This is a genomic window from Spirosoma gilvum (assembly GCF_054776815.1).
Map to the genome: position 1 here is coordinate 187418 of NZ_BAAHBH010000012.1, position 25245 is coordinate 212662.

Here is a 25245-nt window from a genome sequence, read left to right on the forward strand (position 1 = left end):
AACGAATCGTTTAGAGTTTTCCAATCACAAGAATTCATTGACGTAATCGAACGTCTTATCGATACAAACCAATGCTTCAACTCCCCTTCATCCGAGATAATAAAGAAACTGTACTGACTGGTCTTCATAAACGACATTTCGCTAATGCCGAAGCCACAATTGACCAGGTACTAACCCTTGATCAGCAACGGCGGGATACTCAACGCGAACTCGACGATGTTTTGGCGCAGTCAAATGCCAAAGCGGGTCAGATTGGGGCATTGATGAAAGCCGGGGATAAAGCTGCCGCTGAAGCCGCTAAAGCTGAAACCGCCGAACTGAAAGCTCGTTCTAAAGACTTGGGTGAAGCTCTTCGCCAAATCGAGGTGGATTTGCAGGCTGTTCTGGTAACAATCCCTAACATCCCTCATAGTAGCGTTCCCGAAGGTCGTACTCCCGACGATAACGAGGTTGTTCTGGAAAATGGTGAAAAACCAACGCTTTACGAAGGCGCTCAGCCGCACTGGGAGCTCATCAAAAAGTATGATATTATTGATTTTGAACTGGGAGTAAAAATTTCGGGAGCTGGTTTTCCGGTTTACAAAGGCAAAGGAGCACGCATTCAGCGAGCCATGATCAATTTCTTTCTGGACGAAGCGCTGAAAGCTGGGTACTTAGAAGTTCAACCACCTATCGTTGTCAATGAAGATTCGGGTTTTGGAACCGGTCAGTTGCCGGACAAAGAAGGGCAGATGTACTACGTAACAGAGGACAAACTCTACCTGATCCCAACGGCTGAAGTACCCATTACCAACCTTTACCGGGATGTCATCTTACAAGAGGCCCAATTACCGGTCAAAAATGTGGGCTACACACCTTGTTTCCGACGGGAAGCAGGATCATGGGGTGCTCACGTGCGTGGACTAAACCGGCTACACCAATTCGATAAGGTTGAAATTGTCAGGATTGAAAAGCCCGAAAACTCCTATGCCGCGCTGGAAGAAATGAGCCAGCACGTGCAAGGCTTACTGCAGAAGCTGGAATTACCGTATCGTGTTCTGCGGCTTTGTGGGGGCGATATGGGCTTTACCTCGGCTTTGACCTACGACATGGAAGTCTGGTCGGCAGCCCAGCAGCGATGGCTCGAAGTTAGCTCTGTATCGAATTTTGAAACGTATCAGGCCAACCGCCTGAAATTACGCTCGAAACTGGAGGGTAAGATGCAGCTTATGCATACGCTCAACGGCTCAGCTTTAGCCCTGCCGCGTATTCTGGCGTCTATTCTGGAAAATAATCAGACGCCAGAAGGTATTCGGATTCCGAAGGTTCTGGTACCATATTGTGGCTTTGACGTGATTGATTAACAGTTAACAATCACACGAATAATTGCCGTAGCCTGGATAGCGGGGAGATAATTTGCCCGAAACACTTACGACCCGGTCGAGTGGGATGGTTTCGCCAGTGGCCAGTTCAAGCCATTCCGTGCCATTTTCATACGAGAGCTGCTTGATGAGTACGTCGGCTTTGATAAATTCATTTAAGTCGGTCAAATACTCAAGCCGGACAAATTTGCCAGGGACAATAGCCGCCCGAAAGTCAGTATCGGACGTTAAAAAATTGGAATCATTCAGGTTCGTTTCCATACCCCAATAACAATTCGCCAAAACGAAACGTGCCACGGTTCTAAGCCGTGGCACGTTCACTATAATAGGATGCTCATCCTTGCCCGTTTATCAGTATCCAACGCTTTCCAATTGTTTCTGGAATTCACGCAGAATAGTTTCTTTCATGGCAATTTTGCGTTTCTGGGTGTTGATCTTGTTCAATACCTGTTTGTCGGCATCATTGTTAGGATCAAGTCCTTCAGCATCCTGTAAGGCAAACTGAAGGTCGTTTTTCTCCCGTTTGATCAGGTATTCCATCTCCCGAATTTTGGTCCGAAGCTGTTCGGCCTTACTTTTCAAATCAAAAGCAGGATATTTTCGGGTCAAAACCCGGCCCAGATAGCTCAATTCGAAAATCTTATCGCAAGCAGACCGGAAGCGCTCGTTCAGGACCTTATCCTGTAGTTTGAAGGGAACCTTAACCTCCTTCCAGCTATTCAGCAAGACTTTCGCCCGGTCGGCAGCCGCAAAAATGTCAGACTGTTTTGCCAGGCGTTCTGCTTCATCAGCCATTTTCATTTGGGCCTCGATGCGCGGATCTATCTTCGGCTGGATCACAATGCCCTTCGCGTCGTTATACTTGGCGTAGAACATGGTTGTGGCTTTCTTGAACTGCTTGTACAGTTTACCGCTTTTCTTGATGGGTACTTCCCCCACCTGTTTCCAAGCGTTATTGAGCCGCCGAACCTCCTGAAAAGCAGCGTCCAGATCGCCCAGCCGATTGGCACGAAAGGCAAGCCGAATCAGTTCGTCATATTTTTCCAGACGTTCCTGAATCACCTTGTTCTGTTCATTAAAGAACTCACGCCGACGCTGGAAGAACCCATCCAGTAGTTCCTGAAAACGGCCTTCTACTTCAGCTTCAACCGACTTATCAACGGGACCTGTTTTGATCCATTTGGTCTTGATTTCCTGCAGGGCATCGGCTGTGGGTCGCCAGTCGTTACTGTCGACAATTGCTTCGGCTTCGGTAATCAAGGCTCGCTTGATGTCGTAGTTCTTACGCTGATTGACCGTAATTAAATCGGCCAGCAAATGCTCTTGTGCGTCCAGCCGCTCAAGGAGGGGCGGGAAATCGCCTAATGCATCGAAACCGAGGAGTTTCTTGCGGAGCTGAACCAGCTTGGTCAGATAAGAGCCTTTATTTTGCGCTTCGGCAATATCGCTCTCTAACTGGCTGACTTTATTCTCAGCAATAATGAAGCGGTTTTTAAAATAATCGAGCGCTTCCTGCTCGGTTCGTTTTACTTCGCCAATTTGGCGGTCTTCATAATTCAGGTAGCCTTTCAAAAATACCTTTCCGTCTTTGACGTAACCGTATTCATCTACCAGTGAAGCGTTTTCCATTACTGTGCTTGGTTAAGGCTGCGCTGTGGGTTAAATTTGAGGATTAATGCCAACTACAAATCTATTAGAAATTAATGAGTCAGGAAACCATAATTTTCTCTATGGCCGGCGTGAGTAAAAATATTCCGCCTAACCGACAAATCCTAAAGAACATTTACCTTTCCTTTTTTTACGGTGCAAAAATTGGTGTTTTAGGCTTAAATGGCTCTGGAAAATCCACCCTGTTACGCATTATAGCAGGTATAGACAAAAATTATACCGGAGAAGTAGTTTTCTCACCAGGTTATTCAGTGGGAATGCTCGAACAGGAGCCAAAATTCGAATCTGGCAAAACGGTTCGTGAAGTTGTGGAGGAAGGGGTACAGGAAGTTGTCAATCTGTTGAAAGAATTTGATGAGATCAACGAAGCTTTTGCCGATCCTGATGCCGACTTCGATAAATTGATTGCCCGGCAGGGGGAAGTACAGGAAAAACTTGATCATTACAATGCCTGGGAGCTTGATCAAAAACTCGAACGGGCTATGGACGCGCTGCGCTGCCCACCTGCCGATGCCTTGATCGATAACCTGTCGGGTGGCGAAAAACGCCGGGTCGCCCTATGCCGTTTATTACTCCAGCAACCCGATGTTTTGCTCCTTGATGAGCCAACTAACCACCTTGATGCTGAGTCAGTTCTGTGGTTGGAAGAACACCTCCGACAATATACAGGTACGGTTATAGCCGTAACGCACGACCGCTATTTTCTGGATAATGTAGCAGGCTGGATTCTCGAACTCGACCGGGGCGAAGGTATTCCCTGGAAAGGCAATTATTCGTCCTGGCTAGAACAGAAACAAAATCGGCTGGCTAAAGAAGAAAAGTCAGAATCGAAGCGCCAGAAGACTCTTCAGCGCGAATTGGAATGGGTGAGGATGGCCCCAAAAGCGCGTCAGGCGAAGTCGAAAGCCCGTTTGGGAGCCTACGAGCGGTTGTTGAATGAGGACGCCAAGCAGCGCGACGAAAAACTTGAAATTTTCATTCCGGCTGGCCCACGACTGGGCGCAAAAGTGATTGAAGCGGAGGAGGTTTCCAAAGCTTTCGGTGACCGACTTTTGTTTGAACATCTGGGTTTTCAATTGCCACAAGGTGGGATTGTTGGGGTAATCGGTCCGAACGGAGCAGGGAAAACGACCTTGTTTAAGCTCATTACTGGGCGCGATAAACCCAATACCGGCACCTTCGATGTGGGTGAAACGGTTAAGGTGGCCTATGTCGATCAGGAACATGACGGCCTTGACCCAAACAAAACGGTATATGAAACGATCTCAGGCGGTAGCGACTGGATAATGCTGGGCGGCAAACAGACGAATGCTCGTGCGTATGTCGGTCGCTTCAACTTTACGGGTTCTGATCAGGAAAAGAAGCTTGGGACACTCTCCGGTGGAGAGCGTAACCGCGTACACCTGGCCATGACACTCAAAGAAGGCGCTAACCTGCTTTTGTTGGATGAGCCAACCAACGACCTGGATGTGAATACCTTACGGGCTCTGGAAGAAGGTCTGGAGAATTTTGCGGGTTGTGCGGTAGTCATCAGTCACGACCGTTGGTTCCTGGACCGTATTGCCACACACATTCTGGCGTTTGAAGGGAATTCACAAGTTTATTGGTTCGAAGGGAATTTCTCGGAATACGAAGAAAACCGACGCAAACGCTTAGGTTCTGACGCTACACCAACCCGTATAAAGTATAAGAAGTTGGGGTAAGGATGATTCGTTTTAATGAATTAGGTCATATCACACCATCAGGTATTTATGCATTGACTATTGAGGAGTTTGAGCAAGTGTTTGCTAATTTGGACAATAAAACTCAACGACGTCGGTTGTTCAATTCATATCAGTCCTATTTACTTGATTTACGAAAAATTGTTTCAACACCGTTCTTTCAATTGATAGGAGGTAGTTATGTTACCTGTAAAGCCTGGCCTCAGGATATTGATATAGTAACATTTGTACCATATATTTTTGAGCAGGACTATGAGTTGAAACAACAATTGGTATCGCTTTTTGAACGATATGAGTTTTCGCAGGAGAAATCGGGTTTGCATACCTTTTTTTCGCTAATCCCGAATGAGCAAAATCCAGCTCAGGTAAAATTTCAAGCCCATTACCGGTATTGGATTGATACATTTAGTTCAACCCCAGGCAAAAACGCTGAATCAAAAGGGATTGTTAAAATAGAATTTTTATGAAGACAGACGAGCCTCATACACTCGATGAGTTAGTATATCGACTTGAACATATACGGCGAATTAATGAACAAATTCGCCTGTTTTCGGATGAGTCTAACTCAAGTAAGCTGGATGATTTTATGGTTCAGCAACTAGTTCAGCAAAAGAGCGATTTACTGGATAAATTAGATCGTACCTTACTAGCGCTTGAATTGAAACCTGTTTTGGAAGAGCTGTTACATACGCACCCGTAGACAGGTAAACTAAACTACTTGTATGTATCAAAGGTAATTTCTCAGAATATGAAGAAAACCGTCTTGAACATTTAGGCGCCGACGCTACACCAACTCGGATAAAATATAAGAAACTCGGGTAAATCAAAAAATGGGCTACATCATTTGATGTAGCCCATTTTTTGATTGCTATCTATCAGAATTTCGGGCAGGGTAATTTTTTGTCGCGCCGTTTTACGCCCGCACGGCGGCCTTCGGGTTTGTCAAAAATGTATGAGATGGATAACTCGTGCGAACCACCACTATTGCCAAGTGTTGAAACGGTTACGTCGTAGCTGTAGCCGATCGAAAATTTGTCCATACGCCAGCCAATCAAAGCCGCCACGGCATCATGGTTGTTAAGAGTCTGGTCGTATTTTTTGAAGGGAATTCCTCGATAATACGCTCCAATGGTCAATGGCGAATAGGTCAGATAAGCCCCTATATCTAACTGATCATATTTGCCCTGGTGTTTATACATGATCACAGGTGAGATACTGATTTCCCGGTCCTGCTCGTCAGCCAGCCCGGTGAAGCCCATAAGTGGAATGCGTAATCCAGCCTGAATACTGGTTTTGACGGGCAACCGTTCACGTCCACCAATAAAAAATCCCTGATCGGGTCGATTTATGTGGTGAGCCGACAAGCCAACCCAAAACCAATCCGAATAAAAAAGGCCACCCGTCGAAAAATCAACGTACTTTTGAGTGGGCAAGCCACCTTGTAGCGTTGGGTCGCTGGAAACACTGCCAGTAATGAAGCCACGATCGGTGAATTGATCACCTGTGGTAAGGCCGAAATAATTGATGCTCCGATTAACGTAAGAACCCTGCAGACCCAGGCGGACAAACGACGCTTCGCCTACCTGAAATTGGTATGCATATTGCAACCCTATATCAGTAGATTGAATCCTACCCTGACCTTGATTATCATTTTGAATTAAAAGGCCCACACCACTACTGTATTTTTCGAAAAAATGGTCGACCGAAACCATCGTTGTGACGTAGTTTGTAATCGCTGGCCATTGATTCCGATAATTAGCGGTAATACGCGGTGCCAAAGCTGAACCGGCAAATGCTGGATTCAGGTAAAGCGGAGCAGCATAAAACTGGGTAAACTGGGGGTCTTGTGCAAAGGCCACCCGGCCCAGAGCCAGTGTCAAAATGGTCAGTATGTATTTCTTAATCATATGAGCAGAATCAGGCAAAGACTGGGCCAACTTTTCGGTTGCAACGTTATGAACGCAAATGGAGTACTAAATGATGCAACAGCCTATAAAAATAGTCGGATTTTAAAGGCATTTGCGAGAGTCAGACGATAAAATTTTAACGAATCATCATCGTTTATACTAACGTAATGCCCCCGCTGTTGTTATGTTGTGGGACTGAAATTGGGAAGGCGGCTATATTCAGCGTTTGTTCATGTTAAGTTTTAGCAGTACTATTCGTGTTGTTGGACTCTGGGCGTTACTAGTTTTAGTGGCGGGGCTAACTACGTCCTGGGCTCAGGGGTTCAAAATTAGTGGAAAGGCCTGTATTCCGGATCAGGAATGCGGGACCGATTCCCTTACGTTTACTGATACATCGGCTATCAAAGCCACCACGCACGTCTGGAGTTTTGGCGATGGAACCACCATTACAAAGCAACGGGACTCAGTTGCCAAGCACGTGTATACGCGACCGGGTTTTTATACCATCACCCTGACCCGAACCGTCAATGGTGTAACGCAAACCAGCGAGCGAAATATTAATGTCAGCACACCTCCTCCGTCATTTTCAAATTGGCGTACGGATACAACGATTTGTAAAGGAGAAGTTATCACACTAGATCCGTATGCCGGTACTACTCAGCAAGGGTTTCGGTATATATGGTATCCGAAGGGCGATACTACCCAGTCGATTCAGGTTGACAGTTCCGGTTGTTATTCTGTCGAAGCCATCAGTCCCAACGGTTGTTCGTATCAGAACCGTATAAACGTAGATGTGTGCGGTGAAAAGAAAGAATCGCAGGGCGTAAAATGGTATTTCGGGCAGAATGCCGGTTTGGATTTCAGTGGAGGAGGAACGCCAAAGCCCATTACAGATGGTAGCTTAAGTACTATAGAGGGTTCATCCTCCATTGCTAACTCGAAAGGTATACTACTTTTCTATACGGACGGGATCACTATTTACGGAAAAGATGGTAAACCGCTCAAATCACTCGTCCCGGGCGATACCAATGCGGTTCAGATCCCTCTAGACGGTAGTACACACTCAACCCAGTCAGCGCTGATTGTTCCAAAGCCAACGTGCCGGGGTTGTGAATACCTATATTATGTCTACACCACTTCCGAAATTCGAGGCAAAAAAACTCTGACGTATAGCGTAGTCGACATGCGTCAGAATGGGGGCAAAGGCGCTGTTGTCGAAAAAAATGTCCTGCTTTCGGGGCAAGGTACCGAGCAGGCGGCTTCGGTAGAGAACAAACGCGATTCTACTTACTGGGTAATCACTCGGGTGTATGGAACCAATAAGTTCGAAGTTCGCCACCTAACTCGTGGCGAAAGCGCCGACCCGGTAACGTATACGGGGGGGCAGGTACTTGATTCCTTATCGAATGCCGAAGGCTATATTAAAATTGGTCCGGCCGATACAACTAGTGGCAATGAAGGCAATCGACCCATGGCGGTTGTCATTCCTGGCCCGCCCAAGAACTCCGTTGAAATTTATACGTTCAACGATTCGACGGGAGTACTCAAATACGAACGAACCATCGATCTAGGTGCTGCGCCACCAAAAGCGTATGGAGCAGAGTTTTCGCCCGATGGGAAAAGCTTATATGTGACAATGCTGGCTGATACCAATTCTGATGGCAGTCAGAAAGGATCGTCCTATATTCTCAAATATGACCTCACGCAAACAGACTCGCTAGTCTCAAAGTCCAAAACGGTTGTCGATAGTAGTACAACCAGGCAATACGGGTCTATACAGATCGGCCCGGATGGACGAATTTATGTGGCTGTAAAGGGAAGCAACTCGCTGGCAACCATCGAAAATCCCAACGGAGGGTTACTCGATAGCCTGATTTTTAACCTGAATGGCCAGTCGTTAGGAGGCAAAACAAGTCAGTTGGGCTTACCGAACCTGGTTGCGAACTTCAATGATCAATCGAGTGGGCCAGGGCTTACCTACGCCGATACCTGCGTGAATGCGCCGACGGTATTTACCATAGGGCCAAACTGTCCTAAGCTGAAAGAAGCGTATACCCTAGATTATGGTGACGGCACCCGTCCTTACTCAACAACGTCTGCTCAGCCTGTTACCCACGGATACGCTAAACCGGGTATCTATTACCCTAGCCTTAGGATTATTACCCGAACTAGCTCGGGAGGCATCTGTAAGGATACTATAATCCATGATACACTGACCATTTTAGAAACGCCACCCGACATACATCTGGGAGCCGATACGGCCATTTGTAATAAAAAAGGCATCACACTGGATATAAAAGTGCAGGCTAAAGTTTATGTCTGGCTGGTAAATGGGGCCGTCGCGAGTAGGCAAAAGACCATCACGCTCAATCGACCTGGTTATTACATTGTAGTGGGCCTGGCGGCAAACGGCGAATGTTTCAAAAGTGATACCATCGAGGTGCAGATCAAACCTACCCCCTCGCTCGATCTGGGACCCGATACAGTTTTTTGTTATCGATCGAGTGTAAGTATAAGAGTGCCTCAACAGACATGGACGCAGTTCCAGTGGAGTAATGGAGAAACGACGCGTTCCATTAATGTATCGAAAGCAGGCACTTATACAGTCACAGCCCAGTCGACCGTCAATGGAACGACCTGCGAAAATTCCGATACGATTCGTGTAAGCGAATTGCCTAAACTCCGTATGGCTGCTAACCTGACTGGCCCTACGGCTTGTACATCGGCTGATGGAGCGATTCGAGTGACTACGACACCAACGGGTACGTATGAGTATAGTTGGACCCGAGCAGATGGCAGTATTTTGACCGGTGTTGGTAGCCAGCAACTGAGCCTTACCGAGGGAGGCTATGCGGTCAGTGTATCCGATACATTGCATGACTGTAAAGCCGATACATCATTTACCCTGAAGTCGCCCCAGAATCAGTTGGCTATAGCTCCTCTCGTGAAAGATGCCTTATGTAGTATTCCGAACAGCGGAACGATCAGTGTAAATGTTACGGGAGGAACGGCGGCTAGTTATAGCTGGTATGGCTCCGGTAATGCTGTTATTGCTACGACGCCCGTACTGGGCCAGATAGCGCCTGGCCTGTATAAAGTGCAGATAGTGGATACGAAAGGTTGTAAGGCCCTAAAAGATAGTATTAAGGTTGGATTGGATAGTACAGGGTTTGCCCGATTAGGACCTGATACGCTCAAATGCAATGGCCTAACCCTTGTGCTGGCACCGTTGTCGGGCGATATTCCAGGAAATGTGTACCAATGGAGTACCGGGGCCAGCTCACCCAGTATAACCGTCGCGCAACCAGGTTCGTATAGCGTAACCGTTCGGAATACGCAGTCGGGTTGTGTTGGGAAGAGTAGTATTGTGGTTGGAGACCGCCCACCACCACCTTTTTCATTGACTCAGCAGGCCGCCCTTTGTGAAGGTGATCAGGGTAAAGCAACACTCACCGCTGGTGGTGCAGCAGGCTTGAAATATTTATGGATAAGTCGGAATGATACCACCCGATCGATCATTGTGGACCGCGCGGGCGATTATCAGATACGAGTAACGGACCCGTTGGGCTGTACGGCCACCGGTTCGGCACGGGTGTTTAATCTTTGCGAACCTCGTGTAAATATCCCAGATGCCTTTACGCCCAACAATGATGGAATAAACGACGTGCTGCAAATATTTACCGCGTATGTTACCGACTATGAATTCCGAATTTATAACCGGTGGGGAGAAGTAATTTTTGCCAGCGATAATCCTGAACAGAAATGGGACGGAACCTACCATGGATCCACTTATCCAGCGATGCTTTACCCATACGTGGTGACCTACAAAAGTGAGTCATTTCCAGAGCGTGGACGAGTCACAAAAAGAGGGTCTGTCTTGCTGATTCGGTAGCGGTTTTCTCCAGTTTTTTTCGTATATTTGAGTTAAACGACCCGGCCCAAAATGGCTTGTTTGAGCCTAAAAAACGGCCGGGTTTGTATTGATCAAAACCATGCGAAACGACTTTTTGAAAGGTTCGGCCGATGGCATGACCGCTACTGACAAAGAAATTGAACGCGCACTCAGACCTCTCTCGTTCGAGGATTTTACGGGTCAGGCAAAGGTGCTTGAAAACCTTGAAGTGTTTGTCCGGGCGGCTATGCAGCGAGGAGAAGCGCTCGACCATGTACTGCTTCATGGCCCTCCGGGTTTAGGCAAAACAACTCTGTCGCACATCATTGCCAACGAGCTTAACGCCAACATTAAAATGACCTCTGGACCAGTGTTGGATAAGCCCAGCGATCTGGCCGGACTGTTAACGAATCTGCAGCCAAATGATGTATTATTCATCGACGAAATCCACCGACTCAATCCGATTGTAGAAGAGTATCTCTATTCGGCGATGGAGGATTATAAGATCGATATTATGCTCGATTCAGGACCAAATGCCCGCAGTGTCCAGATCAAACTGAATCCATTTACGCTAATAGGTGCTACAACTCGTGCGGGTATGCTTACATCGCCATTGCGCGCCCGGTTTGGGATTAGTTGCCGATTGGAATATTATGATGCGAAGTTATTAACCAGTATCGTTCAGCGATCGGCGGCAATATTAGGTACGCCGATTGATGAATCAGGGGCCTTTGAGATCGCACGTCGGAGCCGGGGAACACCCCGTATTGCCAACAATCTGTTGCGTCGTACCCGCGATTTTGCCCAGGTAAAAGGCAACGGGTATATAAACGTCGAAATTGCTGAAATCGCTCTGAGTGCCCTGGATGTTGATCAGAATGGCTTAGACGATATGGATAATCGTATTCTGATGACCATTATTGATAAATTCAAAGGTGGTCCAGTTGGTATTACGACTATTGCTACTGCCTGTGGCGAAGAAGCTGAAACGATTGAAGAAGTCTATGAGCCTTTTCTGATTCAGGAGGGGTTTCTGAAACGTACGTCTCGTGGACGAGAGGCTACGGAAAAAGCATATCGCCACTTAGGCATTGTTCCGAATTTCCGAACAGGCGATTTGTTTGGATGAGAAATTACTAATGAAAAGCCGTAAAGTTAGAACTATAATAACCCACTTATTAATGTTCAACTTTACGGCCTTTTTTATCGATAAGTTTAAATAAGCTTACTTCTGTAAATACAATCGATTATTTCAGCTACAGCATCATCTACCAGAAAATAATAGATATTCTTGCCACTGCGTCGAATTTCAAGGATTCCCTTATCTCGCATGTTAATTAAGTGGTGAGAAATCAGGGATTGTTCTGCGTTTAGGTTTTTATAAATCGCCGAAACATTCAGCTCTTTATTTTCATTCAGCATTTGAATGATTTTAATACGGAGAGGGTGAGCTACAGCTTTCAGCACATAAGCTGCCTTATCGATCCGCTTTTCTTCATCTAAAACTTTTTCAGTTGCCATAGTAGTGATTTGTTAACAGTGGGTAATAGAACGAAATATAGCCCGAAAATTGACATATGTAAAGAACTAACATGCTGAATGTGAGTGTAACTTTATTTAATGGTTCTTTTTCCAAAGCTCGTATAACTATAGTACACCCATATAGCTTAGACTGGTAACCTGTAAGTAAGTAACAAAGAAATATTAGCTACAACAATACTAAGTATTTTTTGCGGAAATTACTTAATAGAAGCTACAGAAATTACTTGCTTTTTTCCTTTCCAGCTAATAAGGAAGACACCCGCTAACACAAATAAAGTACCAATTATCTGTTCCAGACTGATGGTCTCTTGCAATACCGTAGTTGACAGGACAATAGTAAAAATAGGTCCGACGCTGGCTATGATCGATGCATTGCCCGAGCCCACTCGCTTAATGCCTTCGGCGATCATAAACGTTGGTACTACGGTAACGAAAACAGCCATACTCAGGCTCAGAAAATATACAGGAGCAGGATAGTCGGTAAGTTGTAGCTGATTATGAACAAGGCAATGGAGCACAGTAGGTATTGTAGCCGCTATCATGGCATAACAGGTATAACGCTGAGAACCAACTAAGGCTATCATACGGTCGCTCCCGACCAGGTAAATAGCGTAGACCAATCCGCTAAGAATTACCCAAAAGGCCCCCAGCAACACATCTTTCTGAGCAGCCGTATCAATACTGCCCCAGAAAGCGAGTACAATACCTGCATAGGTAAGGAGTAAGGCAATAATCTGAAGTTTCGTGACCGGACGGCCAAGGCCAACAGCGTTTATTAGCAAAACAAACGTTGGGTAAACAAATAGTAGAATCCGCTCCAGACTTGCCGAGATATATACCAGACCAAGGAAATTAAAGAAGCTGGCAAAATAGTAGCCCGTTATTCCAAAAATGGCTAACGATAGCCATTGCCGACCTGTTAAGGTTACATCTGGTTGTTTTCGGGATAATCTCAGTAAAATGATGATGTAGAAAGGAAGGGCAAAGAGCATTCGCAACGTCAGAAGCGAAATAGAGTCAATAGGGTATCGATAAGCCAGCTTGATTAAAATGCCTTTCGTAGCAAAGCAAAAGGCTGCCAGGAAAACTAGAAAAGCCCCAATCCAGTAGCTACTGCGCGTCATAATTGTAAAGCCCGTATTGATAGGTAAAGCAATCCTTACCTATCCATACGGTTATAAACTATTTCTGGCGGAAAAATAAAGTGATTGGTACCCCTGTAAAATCAAAATGATCGCGGATTTTATTTTCTAAAAATCGCTGGTAAGACTCCTGTACGTATTGAGGCAGGTTACAAAAGAAAACGAACGTGGGCGAAGGCGTTGGTACCTGAAGCATATATTTAATTTTTATATGCTTTGCCTTAAGAGCCGGAGGGGGGTATCGCTCTATTTCCGGTTGCAAGGCCTCGTTCAGCTTCGACGTAGCAATCTTCTTATTTTTATTTTCGTAAACCTCCATCGCTTTTTCCATCACCTGAAAAATGCGCTGTTTTTCATGGACCGACGCGAAAATGATAGGTAGGTAGTCAATAGGCATCATTCGCTGAATCATCTCTTTGCGCCATGTATCAGCCGTTTTGGAGTCTTTCTCAATGGCATCCCATTTATTGACCATGATGACGATCCCTTTCTTAGCCCGAACAGCCTGCCCAATGATCGTTAAATCCTGCGCTTCCAGCCCTCGTGTTGCATCAAGTAAAATGATACATACATCCGATTCCTCCATCGCTTTGATGGAACGTAGTGTTGAATAGAATTCAATATTATCCTGAATACGCGCTTTACGGCGGATACCGGCTGTATCGGTCAAAATAAAATCTTTCCCATACGCCCGATATCGTGTGTCGATCGCATCACGGGTAGTACCGGCAATGTCGGTAACAATACTACGTTCCTGACCGGTCAGTACATTCAGAAAAGATGATTTCCCAACATTAGGTCGGCCCAGAATGGCCACACGGGGAATACCCGCGTCTGGATTTTCTACGCCATCCGTCTGAAAATGTTTAACGATTTCATCCAGCAGATCGCCGGTTCCCGAACCCGTCACGGACGAAATAGGATACGGATCGCCTAAACCCAGACCGTAAAATTCGGAAGCCGCATGAGTACGCTCGATCGTTTCAGCCTTATTGGCAACCAGATAAATTGGCTTTTTCGACCGACGGAGTACATTAGCAAAGTCTTCGTCAAGTCCGGTTATGCCGGTTTGTGTATCCACTACAAAAAGTAGAACTGTTGATTCCTGGATAGCTATTTCGACTTGTTCGCGAATCGACTCTTCAAAAACGTCTTCGGAGCCAACGACATAGCCACCAGTATCGATAACCGTAAAATACTTATTATTCCACTCTGCCGTGCCATAGTGCCGATCGCGGGTAACGCCACTTTGGTTATCCATGATAGCCTGTCGTTGTTCGGTCAGGCGATTAAATAGTGTGGACTTACCCACATTGGGTCGACCCACAATTGCAACAATGTTTGCCATTTTTTGATAGGAGTGAGGAGCGAGGAGTGAAGAGTGAGAATGGCTGGCGCAAACTCTTCATGCAGCGCATTCTCACTCCTCACTCCTCGCTCCTAATACTTATTCATCATACCCCAGCCGTTTCAGCATCCGTTCTTTTTGACGCCAGTCGGGTTCTACTTTGACGAATTGTTCTAAAAAAACTTTTTTGCCGAAGAAGCGTTCGAGTTCTTCGCGGGCCATAATACCCGTTTTTTTGATCATCTTGCCCCCTTCGCCGAGCAAAATAGCCCGCTGGGTTGCCCGCTCTACCAAGATTTCGGCTTGAATAACAATGATATCTGGCTTTTCCTTGAAGCTGGTAACAATTACTTCACTGCTGTAAGGAACCTCTTTCTTATAATTCAGGAAAATCTTTTCCCGGATTATCTCTGACGCAAAGAATCGCTCAGGTTTATCGGTTAATTCATCCTTGGGAAAATAAGGTGGATGCAGTGGTAATCGATTGAAAAGAGCATTAAATACCTTATCGATATTGAATCCGTTCAATGCCGAAATGGGTATGATTTCCTGAGCTTTAAAATGAGTCTCCCAATAAGCTATTTTTTCTATAACCTGGTCGTGTGTGGCCTGGTCAATTTTGTTGATGAGCAGCAGAATGGGAACCTCCGACTTCTGCAATCGTTCGATGACATCATTTTCATCGTGTTGCTCAAAAATATCCGTCACAAACAACACTACGTCTGCATCTTCGATAGAGCCGCGTACGAAGCTCATCATCGACTCATGCAGTTTGTACTGTGGTTTGATAATACCCGGTGTATCGGAGTAAACCAGCTGAAACTCCTGACCATCGTGGGTTCCATTCAGGATACCCATAATGCGGTGGCGAGTGGTTTGCGCTTTGGAGGTGATAATCGACAGACGTTCGCCAACGAGCTGATTCATCAGGGTTGACTTACCCACATTGGGTTTTCCGACGATGCTAATGAAGCCGGCCTTATGATTGGCCGGAAAATTTTCGATAAGTTCCGTATTCATACGAGGTGATCCCACTGGCTGATTACCAGCGGCTTTAGCAAACAACTCTCAATCTGCCGAAAACGTTTCAGATCGATCGTAAACTTTTTTTTACAAAGATAGTTGTTTTTTCAGAAAGTTGCCGTACTTTTGCAGTCCAAACATCGCGGGATGGAGCAGTTGGTAGCTCGTTGGGCTCATAACCCAAAGGTCGCTGGTTCGAGTCCAGCTCCCGCTACTAAGTAGATCAGGCCGTTACAGATAATTTCTGTAACGGCTTTTTCATTTGGTACAACATAGGTACAACAAATAGAGGCCTTATCTATTTGAATAATAGGTATTTAGTGTTTTATGGCGGAACCTTCCCATTTGCCTGTTATTTTCCAAAGTTCGTAACAGACAATCCATTCCGCTGTCCAAGGAATGGTAAAATTCGCTACCGAGGTTCGATGTTTCCATTTGATGTCAGGTGGATAATGTAAGCATAAAGATCCATCGCTATACATATGAATTGAGCGACTGGATTTGATACGATGGCTATTAATATAAACCCTAGGCGGTTTGCCAGAGACATACTGGATGGTAATACGGTATTCATCGCAATCATCAGTAGGTCTAATCTTTCCTTTGCAGGTTAATACACCATTCCTGACGTTAAAACTGAATATACCTGGGTAAGTCTCTTCAATCCACCGCTCTTGCAGATAGTTGGTTCCTGCTGAATATTGAACATTGGTTAGCGGAAAAGCTTTTCCACCATATCGACGAGCTGGTTGATTCTGGACAGGTGTTTTTTCAAATGTCGGCTTAACACTTGGCGTAGTGTGAAGCGATCCTAAACCAGCAGCTTGAGCAATTGGGGTAAGCCGATTTACCTTTCCGGCTTTTGTTTGATAGTCTCTTTGCTCTCCCATCAAACGAGTTACACGGCTTTCGCCAAATGCTTGTTTTAGGATATTCTCACGGAGAACAGAATTAGTGGCAGATTTCAGAGTATCCCAAGTTCTTTTTACGTCTTTGATGAAGGCCAAAAACTCATCGAACAATCGATGGTCTTCAAACCACTTTTCACTAAAATTTTCGTCGGGATTCGCAGGATTAGGAATCTTGAAAGGGGCAACACGACCGTAGAAATTCGTAGCTTTCTGGTTAATAGTATTGATGATTCCATCAATGGCTTCGAAGACTGACAATTGACCACCATAAGCTTCCGCTGCCAAAGTAGTTAGAATAATACTGGAAGTAGCGAAATCTGGATTATTGTAAAAATAGACATCACGGTATCGCTTTAAAATTTGTACCGCTCTTTCTAAGGGCAACTTAAACTCATACGAACGCTCAACGGGTAAGTCTTCACTTGATCTTAACTCCATGTTACGCACTTCGTAGGCTTTATATAACCTCGCATATTGTTCGGCAACCAATTGTGATCGACTTAAAAACCAATGTGCATAGCCTATCGGATTACTTGGTGTCCATTCCTTTGTTTTGCGATCAGGCACTACAATACGTTGCGGTTCTTGGTAAGTTTCTTCACAACCAACCATAATGTCCATATGAAAATCGTTCGCATACGTAATTCGCATGCACCGATTTTTGCGATCAAGCATTTGTTTATAAATGTCATGTGCTCTTAACCGCCTTTCCAGTTGATTTAGTATTTCTATTGGGTTGTGAATTTTTCCGGACAGGAATTCAATATGTACTACAAAGTCTAAATCAAATTCCTTTTGCTTGTAAGGCCTCACCATCGTTCCTATCCGAAATGAGCCTTGTGCATAAATACTAACCACTACATCTTTGAAAAATTCGTCATCTGTCTCAATCCATTCTGCGACTGATTTGTAGCGTTGGTCTGCGAGTTTTCGTTGCGTAGCATTCAATTGTAAACTCTCGCCAATCCGATTCAATAAATCATCTGTATCACTAATCCGATAATCAGACCCTAGTGGTGGGAAAACTGGTTGTGCAGGTTGCATATATTGGTTGTTTACTATTTGAAAAGCTTAAGGTTTTTGCTCACTAATAATTTAGCGTGTTCTCCTATATGAAAAGGCTTTTGGCCTTGTCGCTTATCATGGCCAAGTGAAAGAATAAGGTCTTCGCTCACCCAAGTGAGTATGCCTGGGATTTCTACAGCTTTAATGGCTTCTTTAATGGCTTCTCTTTGATCAGCAGTAAAGACAGGTTCATAAATCTCATGATACAGCAACTCCCAACATTGGAAGTGTTGGGAGTAGTGAAATGTCGGTACAGTGTAGAGGTAACGAGTCTGTATGTCTTCGAATAACTGCTGAGATAAATAATTGGGCTTAACTAACTCTTCACGAAATTCTCTCTGTTGGTCCGTTTCCCGATCAGAGTTAGTTTCATACCACTTTAAAAGCTCAAGTAAATTTTTCGCTGGTACTCGAATACGAAGATCATCCCGACTAATATCATCTATTTTCAGGGAATCGTCTTTTCGAACATCTAATTCGCGTAATTTAGGTAATGCACCTTCATAATATTTACGTACACCTCCTACTGGCTGAAACTGATTAATGCGATTACCTTTTACTAGAAGGTACTTCCCATCTATTTCAATTCGATATAAGTAAGCAATGGAAACACGGATCAAATCTTTTTTAAAGGTTGCTAGCCATAGCGTCCAGCGTTGTCCCCAAGGCATTTTCTTGACGATGAAAGCATCTAATCGATTAGCCACTATACTCATAAGTATTCCAGTGGCATTTGTAGCAATGAAAGAAAGCACTCCCATTAAAGTGTAGATATTAAAAATTTTTAATGGCGTGGGGGTAGGAAACACCATTTAATAAACGAAACATTATTATAAAGAATAAGTTGCATGAAGAATAATTTGTATATATGCGCGCGAAAAACAAAATAATATACTTTATAGGTAGATTAAGTTTATTTATAGGAGCTAGGGAAATTACTATTTGGATAAGTGAAAATGTATTGGGTGGTTTATAGTATGTTTCGCTTAATATGGATTGCCGTTTTGCAATCCATAGCTGTACGTCCAATATGCGATGAGTATGCGTATGAATAAGAAGATTTGTAGGTTATAGTATTGTTTTAATATATATAAACTTTGAATTTTTATAAATTTTACAGATATTTGTATATAAAAATTAATGCACACAAAAAACTTACTACTGAAAAGCAATATGAAAATTTTATAGAAAAGGAACATCTATAACCAACACACGCTGCATTGCTGCTGATTTGCAGGAATTAGGGCAGCTTAGAGAAACTAATTACGCGATTTTAGAACTGATTGTGGTCATTTACCAACCGATAAGCAGCAACTGCTTTTAAATTGCAGCTTTGGCTCTGAACCGCTACTTGCCATTCAACGCAAGATAGAAGAGATTCAGCATGAGTTATCTGAAGACTTGCAAAATAGTGTCTACAATTCGGGATTGTAGAAAGCCACTTTCTGAGTAAGACTAAACCCGTTTAATATAATAGCCGGGCCTGTTTTGGATACAGGTAGTGTCGTGTCGATCGTGCTAGCCAACACCTATACTGTTAACGGTGTACTGAGTCTAAGTTTGAGCTATTATATAGGTATGTACCTTATAAGATCTGTTACTGACATTGAAATTGCCTCAATGAAGATTTACCTTTCCTTAATTCCACTCATTTATGGAATCTTCGCTTTTCGCTCGGCGCAAGCTCAGCCCATCGCTACCCGGTATGTCTCTACCGCAGGCATTACCACTGATCCAGCCTCCGCTACTAGTTGGGTTACCAGTACTTCGGATTTGCAAGGGGCCATTAACTCTTTGACGGCTACTGGAGGGCAAGTTTGGGTATCAGCAGGTCTATACAAACCAACCAGCGGATCAGATCGTAGTATTAGTTTTTCCATGAAAAATGGGGTTACTATCTTAGGGGGCTTTCTAGGTAATGAGACTATTCTAAATCAGCGTCCTCAATTGTCATCGACACAACCTTCAAGCTCTACGCTTTCAGGTGATATTGGAATACAAGGAGTTAATACTGATAATTGCTTTCATGTTATAAAAAACCCGTCAAGTCTCAATTTAACTTCAGTTTTAGATGGATTTGTGATTACCAGCGGAAATGCTGATGGGTCTGGTCAGGATCAATGGGGAGCAGGAGTTTATAACGATGGATCGGGAGACAATAAGGATTGCGAGCCTATGTTTCAGAATTGTTACTTTCAAAATAACACTGCCCGATATGGTGGCGCCCTATTTAATAATGGGTCGGATGGGGGGAAAAGCAGCCCTCAACTCAGCCAATGTACGTTTTATAATAACACGGCTATTTACGATGGAGGAGCTATTTATAACTACGGAAATGCAGGTATTAGTAGTCCTCATCTTCGATATTGTTCTTTCCAAAATAATACAGCAAGTGATGGAGGTGCCCTTTATAATGATGGATACAATAGTGGTTTGAGTAGTCCTCAACTTGATTATTGTTCATTTCAGGACAATTCTGTTACGTCCGTTTCATCAAGCGGGGGAGCTGTTTATAATTTAGGCTCAACTGGAGCTTCCAGCCCGCTATTCCGAAACTGTTTCTTTCAAAATAATTCGGCTAACTACGGTGGTGCACTTGTTAATAATGGATCGGGAGGTAACTCCAGTCCGCAGTTGATTAATTGTTCTTTTGAAAATAATACTGCCTCCCAGCATGGGGGGGCAATCTCTAATGATGGTGGAGGAAATGGGGTTAACACTCCTCAATTCGTTAACTGTTCATTCCTGTATAATTTTTCACCCCGAGGTGGTGCATTATTTAACTTTGGGCTCAATGGTAATAGTTTTATATCTCTATCGAATTGTGCATTCTGGAACAATGGTTCAGACAACACATTCTCTAATTACATAAGCACTATAACCGCCAGATACTGTTTGTTAGAAACCTCAGTTGAAGGATATGCCAGTGATTCTACGAATAAAATGATTACTTCCTCTCCTTTTTCCTCTTCAGAGGGTACTCACCTATTTCAAGGTTCTTCCGCCATTGATATTGGCGACCCACTTACAAGTTCTGCGCTAGTGGGGAACACTGATTTACAGGGAAGTCCTCGATTCGTAAATGGCCGGATTGACGTAGGAGCTTATGAATTTCAAGAGCTAGGGCAAGTTCATAGCTTAAAAGATGGTCAATGGACGGATCCTACTATCTGGTCAGTTGGTAGAGTACCAACCGCAACTGATAAAGTATTCTTACAGCATGTCATAACAATACCTACGGGTACAATAGCTGAAATAAAAAAACTAACTTATGACTCTACTGGCCTTTTATTATTTGCCGATTCCTCTTCTAAGCTGCGCTTGGGCTTCTGAACATTGTTTAAAAGAAAACAATCGAATATTATAGCGGTCGCTCTAACTTGGCCTGCTTTTCTTTATCGACTGCAATTTCTGCTGATGTTACTGTTTTGCGGCCTGTGGCTCCTTACTTATCCTGCTGAATACTCTCTTGTAATTAGCGGTGTTGAAATAGCTTGCCACGAAGCCCACAAACACATTGCTATTCGCTGTTGTGATTGCATTACCTGCTTGACCGCACACTAGGACGTTATGACACTAACAGGCGTGCTTAAATTAGCTGTGTTAGCTACATAGTTAGCCTTACCTTGACCTGTAGACTCAGTTCCGTCAGCAGCCAAACTATTAAACCGATTGGGTAGAAATTAGTATCATCGTTGTAAGAGCGAATACATCAAAGATAACCATCTGAGATCCAAGAATAAATAGAACCACTACAGATTCTTTTAGCATTGAGTTAATGACAATTAATGCCACATTCCAGCCGAGCTAAATCCTTGCTGTTCCTATATCCTGTCAGTGATTACCAGTTGATTCGACATCTATCACTGATTTAAGCTCATAAATCCTTTTCAGCCCTTCCAACCAATTGGTTCGAGTTTTCAACTGTTAGAGCTATTAATCGGATCAGGCCGTTACAGATAATTTCTGTACGGCTTTTTCATTTGATACCCTGTTGACTCAATAATTTACGAATGGTTCCTATGTCTGGATGGGTTAAACCGGCGGCTTCCAGTTCATCCAGGTCATCCAGAAACGTCTTTTTAGTCCCGTCTGACTGTCGTGATTGGCTTTTCAGATAGGTGTAGAGTGCTTTGGCGTCATCGAGTTTGCCCTGCATGAGGTAGGCCATTGCTAAATTGGCATTAGCCCATGGTTCGCTTTCGTCGTAGGAAATTGCCTTTTCGGCCAACGATTCCGCTTTGGCAAACTTCCCACTGAAAAGCGAGTGATAAGACCAGTTACTTAGTTCGCGGGCCAACATAACTGGCTCAGAATCGCCAAAATGTTTTTCGATCAATTCAACCACTTGCCCCTGCAATGAGTCGGCTTCACGAAAATAGCTTCTACGTTCCTCCCCATTGCTCAAGAGTGCCAGCCGGTGCATGGTCTTAATCTGTACCGCAGGTATTATCTCACCTTCCGTTGGTTTAAGCCGATCCAGTATGCCTTTAGCCCGTAAAAAATCGCTTTTAGCTTCTCCAGGTCGTTGGGTGTCGAAGCAGATATTACCAATATCCACCAGTGTATAGGCCAGGTCGGCTTTGAACTCATCAGGGTATTTTTCAACCAGCTTCTCGAGGATGAATTTGGCCTCTAAAAATGCTTTTTCGGCCTCAATATTCTGCCTTTTTTTCGCGTAGAGCGTACCTAGTCCATTGAGCACGTGAGCAAGCCCCGGATCAATCTGTTCAGGGGTAGCCTGCGCCTGTTGCTGCTTTATCGTTTTGGCTTTCTGGAATACAGCTTCGGCTTCAGTAAGCCTATTGGTTGCCATGTAATAATAGCCCTGGTCAACGTAGACATCAGCTTTAAGCGGAGCATTGGGATTAAGATCCAACGCTTTTTTATACCAACGGCCTGCTTCATCAGACCGATCTAGTTGCTGCAGGAAATTGGCATAGGTAAGTATGTTTTCCACCTGCGTCGAATCGGCATGAATGGCTTCTTCGTACCAATGAGCCGCCTTTTCCATGTCGTACTGCGAGCGGTAGATGTTGGCCTTCAACAGACACTTACCCACATAAACAGCCCGATCTTTCGGTACTTCCGAATCGGATAGTTCACTGGGGTTAGCAACAGGCTTAAAAGGAGAGCCACCCCCTACTCTCGCACTCATCTTCGTCTTATCTCTACTGAGCGTATCATCAGATAACGTCGATAAAGCACTGGCAAACTGACCTGCCTTATATTTCAGAAAGGCTTGCTGATAACTGCTGTCAATGGCGGTTTGCTTTGCAAAAACGGCTGCCATTGCCTTCACTTCGCTCAATCGCTTATCCTTTTCGTTTAACGCCTGTTGATACCGGCTTTGCATCCGGGCCAGGCTGTCGCGCAGTTGTTGAATTGACAGGTTTTGTTGGGTATTACTAGCAAGCTCGTCCTTTTGGCGCTTTTGCCAGGCCATTTCCTTCTTGCTCAGACTGTCGAGCAGCCGCTGATTCTCCCGTTTTTGCTGGTCAACAAGTTTTTGTAACTCCCCAGTTTTTTCATGCTTCTGAGTCGAATCCTGCTTCTGGATCAGTTTTGCCAGTAGCTGTTGATTCTCCTGTCGCTGTTGATTCAGAATTTTTTCTAACTCGGTAATTTTACTTTGCTGATTAACTCCCCCCCGGCCAAGGCTGTCGATCAGGTGTTTGTCGGCCACCTGTTGCTTTTCGAGCAACTTCTGCAAGTCATTGATTCGGCTGGTGAGCATCGAAGGCATTTGAACCAGACTATCCAGTACCCGCTGATACTCTTTTTGTTGTTGTTTTAACCGTTGCTCTAGTCCATCAGTCATTGGCTGTGTCTGATGAGCGGGCTGTTTAGCCCCATTGGTAATGAGCCGCTGCTGATCGACCACCAGATCGGTTAGTTTCTTGATATCGCCTTTCATGGATGTCAAGCCTCTGTCTAATGCTACACCGGCAATTGTAGCGTAGTACTGGCGTCTGGCTCGTTCGATGTCCTGAACCTGAGCTACAATCAGCTTAAACTGAAAATCGGAGGGGTCGGCTAGTTGGCGGATTGTGTAGGAGTAGATTTCGGTGTGATTAACGACATCCCAATGGTTGCCGCCTAACTTGATGCGAACGGTCATGCCCGGGCACTTGTTCAGGCGATACCGAAAGATACCATTCTCATCAGTCAGAGGCCCCTGATTGCCGTCAATGATAATCGGTAGCTGGGGTAATCGGCCTTTGTTGGTAAACAGGGTTATTTCGCCTTTATACTCCTGTACACACGGTGCCTGTGCCTGCAAGAACAGCGGTAGGCTTACTAAAACGAGTAGTACAATTAAAGATTTCATGGGTTAAAGAGGAAGCAATACCGACGTTTCTTCGCGGGGAGTAGCGTGTACGGAAGCTTGTTGCTGATTTTTACGAGCCGTTACGCGAATGCTGGTTTCCTGTTGGTACTCTACCGGCAACTGGAGAACAAAACGCCCCAGACTATCGGTTTGCTGGACCGGAAAGTTCTCCGCCCAAACGGTAGCTTTGGACACGGGATGGCCGTTGTTGTCGTACACTGTGCCTCGAATGCAGCATAGATCCTGGTGCGGAATCAACGACAGCGTAGCTTCAGTTTTGTCTAGTAGCAGCGTATCGGCAAATGTACCGTTGCTAAACGCCAGATCCGGGCTGTTGAGCAGTTCGACGCGGACGGGCTTTTCCTGAAACCTGGCCGGAATCCCCGCAATCATCACCCGACCGTTCGCGTCAACCGTTTCCTCACGGGGAACGTTGCCCAGAATCAGCCGAATTTTGGCAGCAGACGAAACTGGGGTCTGACCTTGCCCTGGGCGTAGGTAAACGATGTAATCGAAACTCTGATGCATGCGAAAATAGGAATAACTCCCACCCACAATCACAATCGTGCTCAGAATCAGAGCCAGACGGAAATAGCGGTCGTAGCGGGTTCGACGCTCGGCACGGCGTCGCTCTTCACCGGCTGGTAACCTCCATTGCGTAGTGATTTCATTAGGCGTTGAGAAGTACCATTGGTTGCGGCTAACCTCTTCCAGTTCGGTGAAAACACCGCCCCGAATGGTTTCAATCATGGCTGTGTCTTTAACCTGGAGTTCCAGACGCGCCCGTTCCAGTGCTTCGGCCAGACTTGTACCATTGACCAGAGCGCGGTAAAAGGCAATCGAAAACTGGGTGGCTACCGTATCCTGAACGGGCGTACTGGTGGCAATGATAGCCGCCTGGCTGTTTTGCTCCCGAAGCAATCGAATATGCTCTAACGTAGAACACCCATTTAAGAAGATCAATCGGAGTTGCGGACAACGGGCCAGTAGTTGCGCAATACCCACGGCTCTGGCCGGCGAATCTTCCAGATGAAGTGCAGAAGAGCCCGCGTGTCCACTGTAATGAAACAGACACAACGACTCCTGATACGTAATGATTTTGCTGGCAACAGAGTCGGTTGTGGCGAATGAATCCCGAATCTTTTGAAAGTGTTGTTGGCTGCTTAACGGGTCTAATAACCGATCAATAGTGTCGTCTTCGCGTCGTAGCTCTGGCAGCGGACGATCGCGGTCGTTGGCAAAGCAGAAAAGAAGCGTTTTCATGAGAGGAAGGATTCTGGAAACTACTATAAATCTAACCCAAAAGATTGTATAACAGTCAGTTTGGTTAGAAA

General features: G+C 45.0%; 19 protein-coding genes and 1 tRNA gene. 8 read left to right on the plus strand and 12 right to left on the minus strand.

All coding sequences use genetic code 11. From position 1 onward, the window contains the following. The first annotated feature begins 71 nt into the window (after positions 1–71). On the plus strand, positions 72–1343 hold the full coding sequence (gene serS, locus ACYVFD_RS28020; RefSeq protein ID WP_461093831.1) for a serine--tRNA ligase: 1272 nt from the start codon (positions 72–74) through the stop codon (positions 1341–1343). Between the two features lie 3 nt (positions 1344–1346). Here serS and ACYVFD_RS28025 read toward each other — a convergent pair whose 3' ends face one another. Together ACYVFD_RS28025 and ACYVFD_RS28030 are read right to left on the minus strand one after the other, a co-directional pair. Beyond that, positions 1347–1622, minus strand: a complete 276-nt coding sequence (locus tag ACYVFD_RS28025) for a hypothetical protein (RefSeq protein ID WP_461093832.1) — start codon at positions 1620–1622, stop codon at positions 1347–1349. A 90-nt stretch (positions 1623–1712) separates the two neighbouring features. After that, on the minus strand, positions 1713–2990 hold the full coding sequence (locus tag ACYVFD_RS28030) for a DUF349 domain-containing protein (protein WP_461093833.1): 1278 nt from the start codon (positions 2988–2990) through the stop codon (positions 1713–1715). Between the two features lie 74 nt (positions 2991–3064). Here ACYVFD_RS28030 and ettA point away from each other — a divergent pair, with 74 nt between their 5' ends. Genes ettA through ACYVFD_RS28045 form a run of 3 tightly spaced genes read left to right on the plus strand, consistent with a single transcriptional unit; the run spans position 3065 to position 5450 of the window. Then, on the plus strand, positions 3065–4732 hold the full coding sequence (gene ettA, locus ACYVFD_RS28035) for an energy-dependent translational throttle protein EttA (RefSeq protein WP_461093834.1): 1668 nt from the start codon (positions 3065–3067) through the stop codon (positions 4730–4732). A 2-nt stretch (positions 4733–4734) separates the two neighbouring features. Continuing rightward, on the plus strand, positions 4735–5217 hold the full coding sequence (locus tag ACYVFD_RS28040; protein ID WP_461093835.1) for a DUF6932 family protein: 483 nt from the start codon (positions 4735–4737) through the stop codon (positions 5215–5217). Next, positions 5214–5450 (plus strand): hypothetical protein, encoded by a 237-nt coding sequence (locus ACYVFD_RS28045; RefSeq protein WP_461093836.1) that lies wholly within the window; start codon positions 5214–5216, stop codon positions 5448–5450. Before ACYVFD_RS28040 ends, ACYVFD_RS28045 begins: the two co-directional genes overlap by 4 nt. Before the next feature lie 175 nt (positions 5451–5625). Here ACYVFD_RS28045 and ACYVFD_RS28050 read toward each other — a convergent pair whose 3' ends face one another. After that, the gene (locus tag ACYVFD_RS28050; RefSeq protein WP_461093837.1) at positions 5626–6657 is read right to left on the minus strand and encodes a PorP/SprF family type IX secretion system membrane protein; all 1032 of its coding nucleotides are present in this window, start codon (positions 6655–6657) and stop codon (positions 5626–5628) included. A gap of 232 nt (positions 6658–6889) precedes the next feature. Between ACYVFD_RS28050 and ACYVFD_RS28055 the strand changes: the two genes are divergently transcribed. Together ACYVFD_RS28055 and ruvB are read left to right on the plus strand one after the other, a co-directional pair. After that, on the plus strand, positions 6890–10549 hold the full coding sequence (locus ACYVFD_RS28055) for a T9SS type B sorting domain-containing protein (RefSeq protein ID WP_461093838.1): 3660 nt from the start codon (positions 6890–6892) through the stop codon (positions 10547–10549). Between the two features lie 100 nt (positions 10550–10649). Further along, positions 10650–11678 (plus strand): Holliday junction branch migration DNA helicase RuvB, encoded by a 1029-nt coding sequence (ruvB, locus tag ACYVFD_RS28060; protein WP_461093839.1) that lies wholly within the window; start codon positions 10650–10652, stop codon positions 11676–11678. Between the two features lie 86 nt (positions 11679–11764). Here ruvB and ACYVFD_RS28065 read toward each other — a convergent pair whose 3' ends face one another. From ACYVFD_RS28065 to era, 4 genes are all read right to left on the minus strand, one after another. Further along, positions 11765–12070: an ArsR/SmtB family transcription factor gene (locus ACYVFD_RS28065; RefSeq protein ID WP_461093840.1), complete on the minus strand. Its 306-nt coding sequence runs from the start codon at positions 12068–12070 to the stop codon at positions 11765–11767. Positions 12071–12288: 218 nt separating this feature from the next. Beyond that, on the minus strand, positions 12289–13215 hold the full coding sequence (locus ACYVFD_RS28070) for a DMT family transporter (RefSeq protein WP_461093841.1): 927 nt from the start codon (positions 13213–13215) through the stop codon (positions 12289–12291). Positions 13216–13273: 58 nt separating this feature from the next. Next, positions 13274–14581 carry a ribosome biogenesis GTPase Der gene (der, locus tag ACYVFD_RS28075; RefSeq protein ID WP_461093842.1) on the minus strand — a complete coding sequence of 436 codons (1308 nt, stop codon included), beginning with the start codon at positions 14579–14581 and terminating at the stop codon, positions 13274–13276. 99 nt (positions 14582–14680) lie between these two features. Beyond that, positions 14681–15601, minus strand: a complete 921-nt coding sequence (era, locus tag ACYVFD_RS28080; RefSeq protein ID WP_461093843.1) for a GTPase Era — start codon at positions 15599–15601, stop codon at positions 14681–14683. Positions 15602–15745: 144 nt separating this feature from the next. Here era and ACYVFD_RS28085 point away from each other — a divergent pair. After that, a tRNA-Met gene (locus tag ACYVFD_RS28085) sits at positions 15746–15818 on the plus strand. A 103-nt stretch (positions 15819–15921) separates the two neighbouring features. On the opposite strand, the gene ACYVFD_RS28090 is transcribed toward ACYVFD_RS28085, so the two are convergent. The 3 genes from ACYVFD_RS28090 to ACYVFD_RS28100 form a co-directional block, all read right to left on the minus strand. Further along, complete coding sequence (locus ACYVFD_RS28090) at positions 15922–17559, minus strand: nucleotidyltransferase domain-containing protein (protein WP_461093844.1); 1638 nt, start codon at positions 17557–17559, stop codon at positions 15922–15924. A gap of 14 nt (positions 17560–17573) precedes the next feature. Beyond that, positions 17574–18392, minus strand: coding sequence for an SMODS-associated NUDIX domain-containing protein (locus ACYVFD_RS28095; RefSeq protein WP_461093845.1), 819 nt, complete (start codon positions 18390–18392; stop codon positions 17574–17576). 873 nt (positions 18393–19265) lie between these two features. Continuing rightward, the gene (locus tag ACYVFD_RS28100; protein WP_461093846.1) at positions 19266–19460 is read right to left on the minus strand and encodes a hypothetical protein; all 195 of its coding nucleotides are present in this window, start codon (positions 19458–19460) and stop codon (positions 19266–19268) included. Here ACYVFD_RS28100 and ACYVFD_RS28105 point away from each other — a divergent pair. Then, a complete protein-coding gene (locus ACYVFD_RS28105) occupies positions 19459–20913 on the plus strand; it encodes a choice-of-anchor Q domain-containing protein (protein WP_461093847.1) in 1455 nt (484 codons plus the stop codon). The two genes, ACYVFD_RS28100 and ACYVFD_RS28105, sit on opposite strands and share 2 nt — an antisense overlap. A 646-nt stretch (positions 20914–21559) precedes the next feature. Here ACYVFD_RS28105 and ACYVFD_RS28110 read toward each other — a convergent pair. Continuing rightward, entirely contained in the window at positions 21560–23911 is a 2352-nt protein-coding gene (locus tag ACYVFD_RS28110) for a tetratricopeptide repeat protein (protein ID WP_461093848.1), read from the minus strand. A gap of 3 nt (positions 23912–23914) precedes the next feature. Further along, complete coding sequence (locus ACYVFD_RS28115; RefSeq protein ID WP_461093849.1) at positions 23915–25174, minus strand: carboxypeptidase-like regulatory domain-containing protein; 1260 nt, start codon at positions 25172–25174, stop codon at positions 23915–23917. Positions 25175–25245 lie beyond the last annotated feature (71 nt).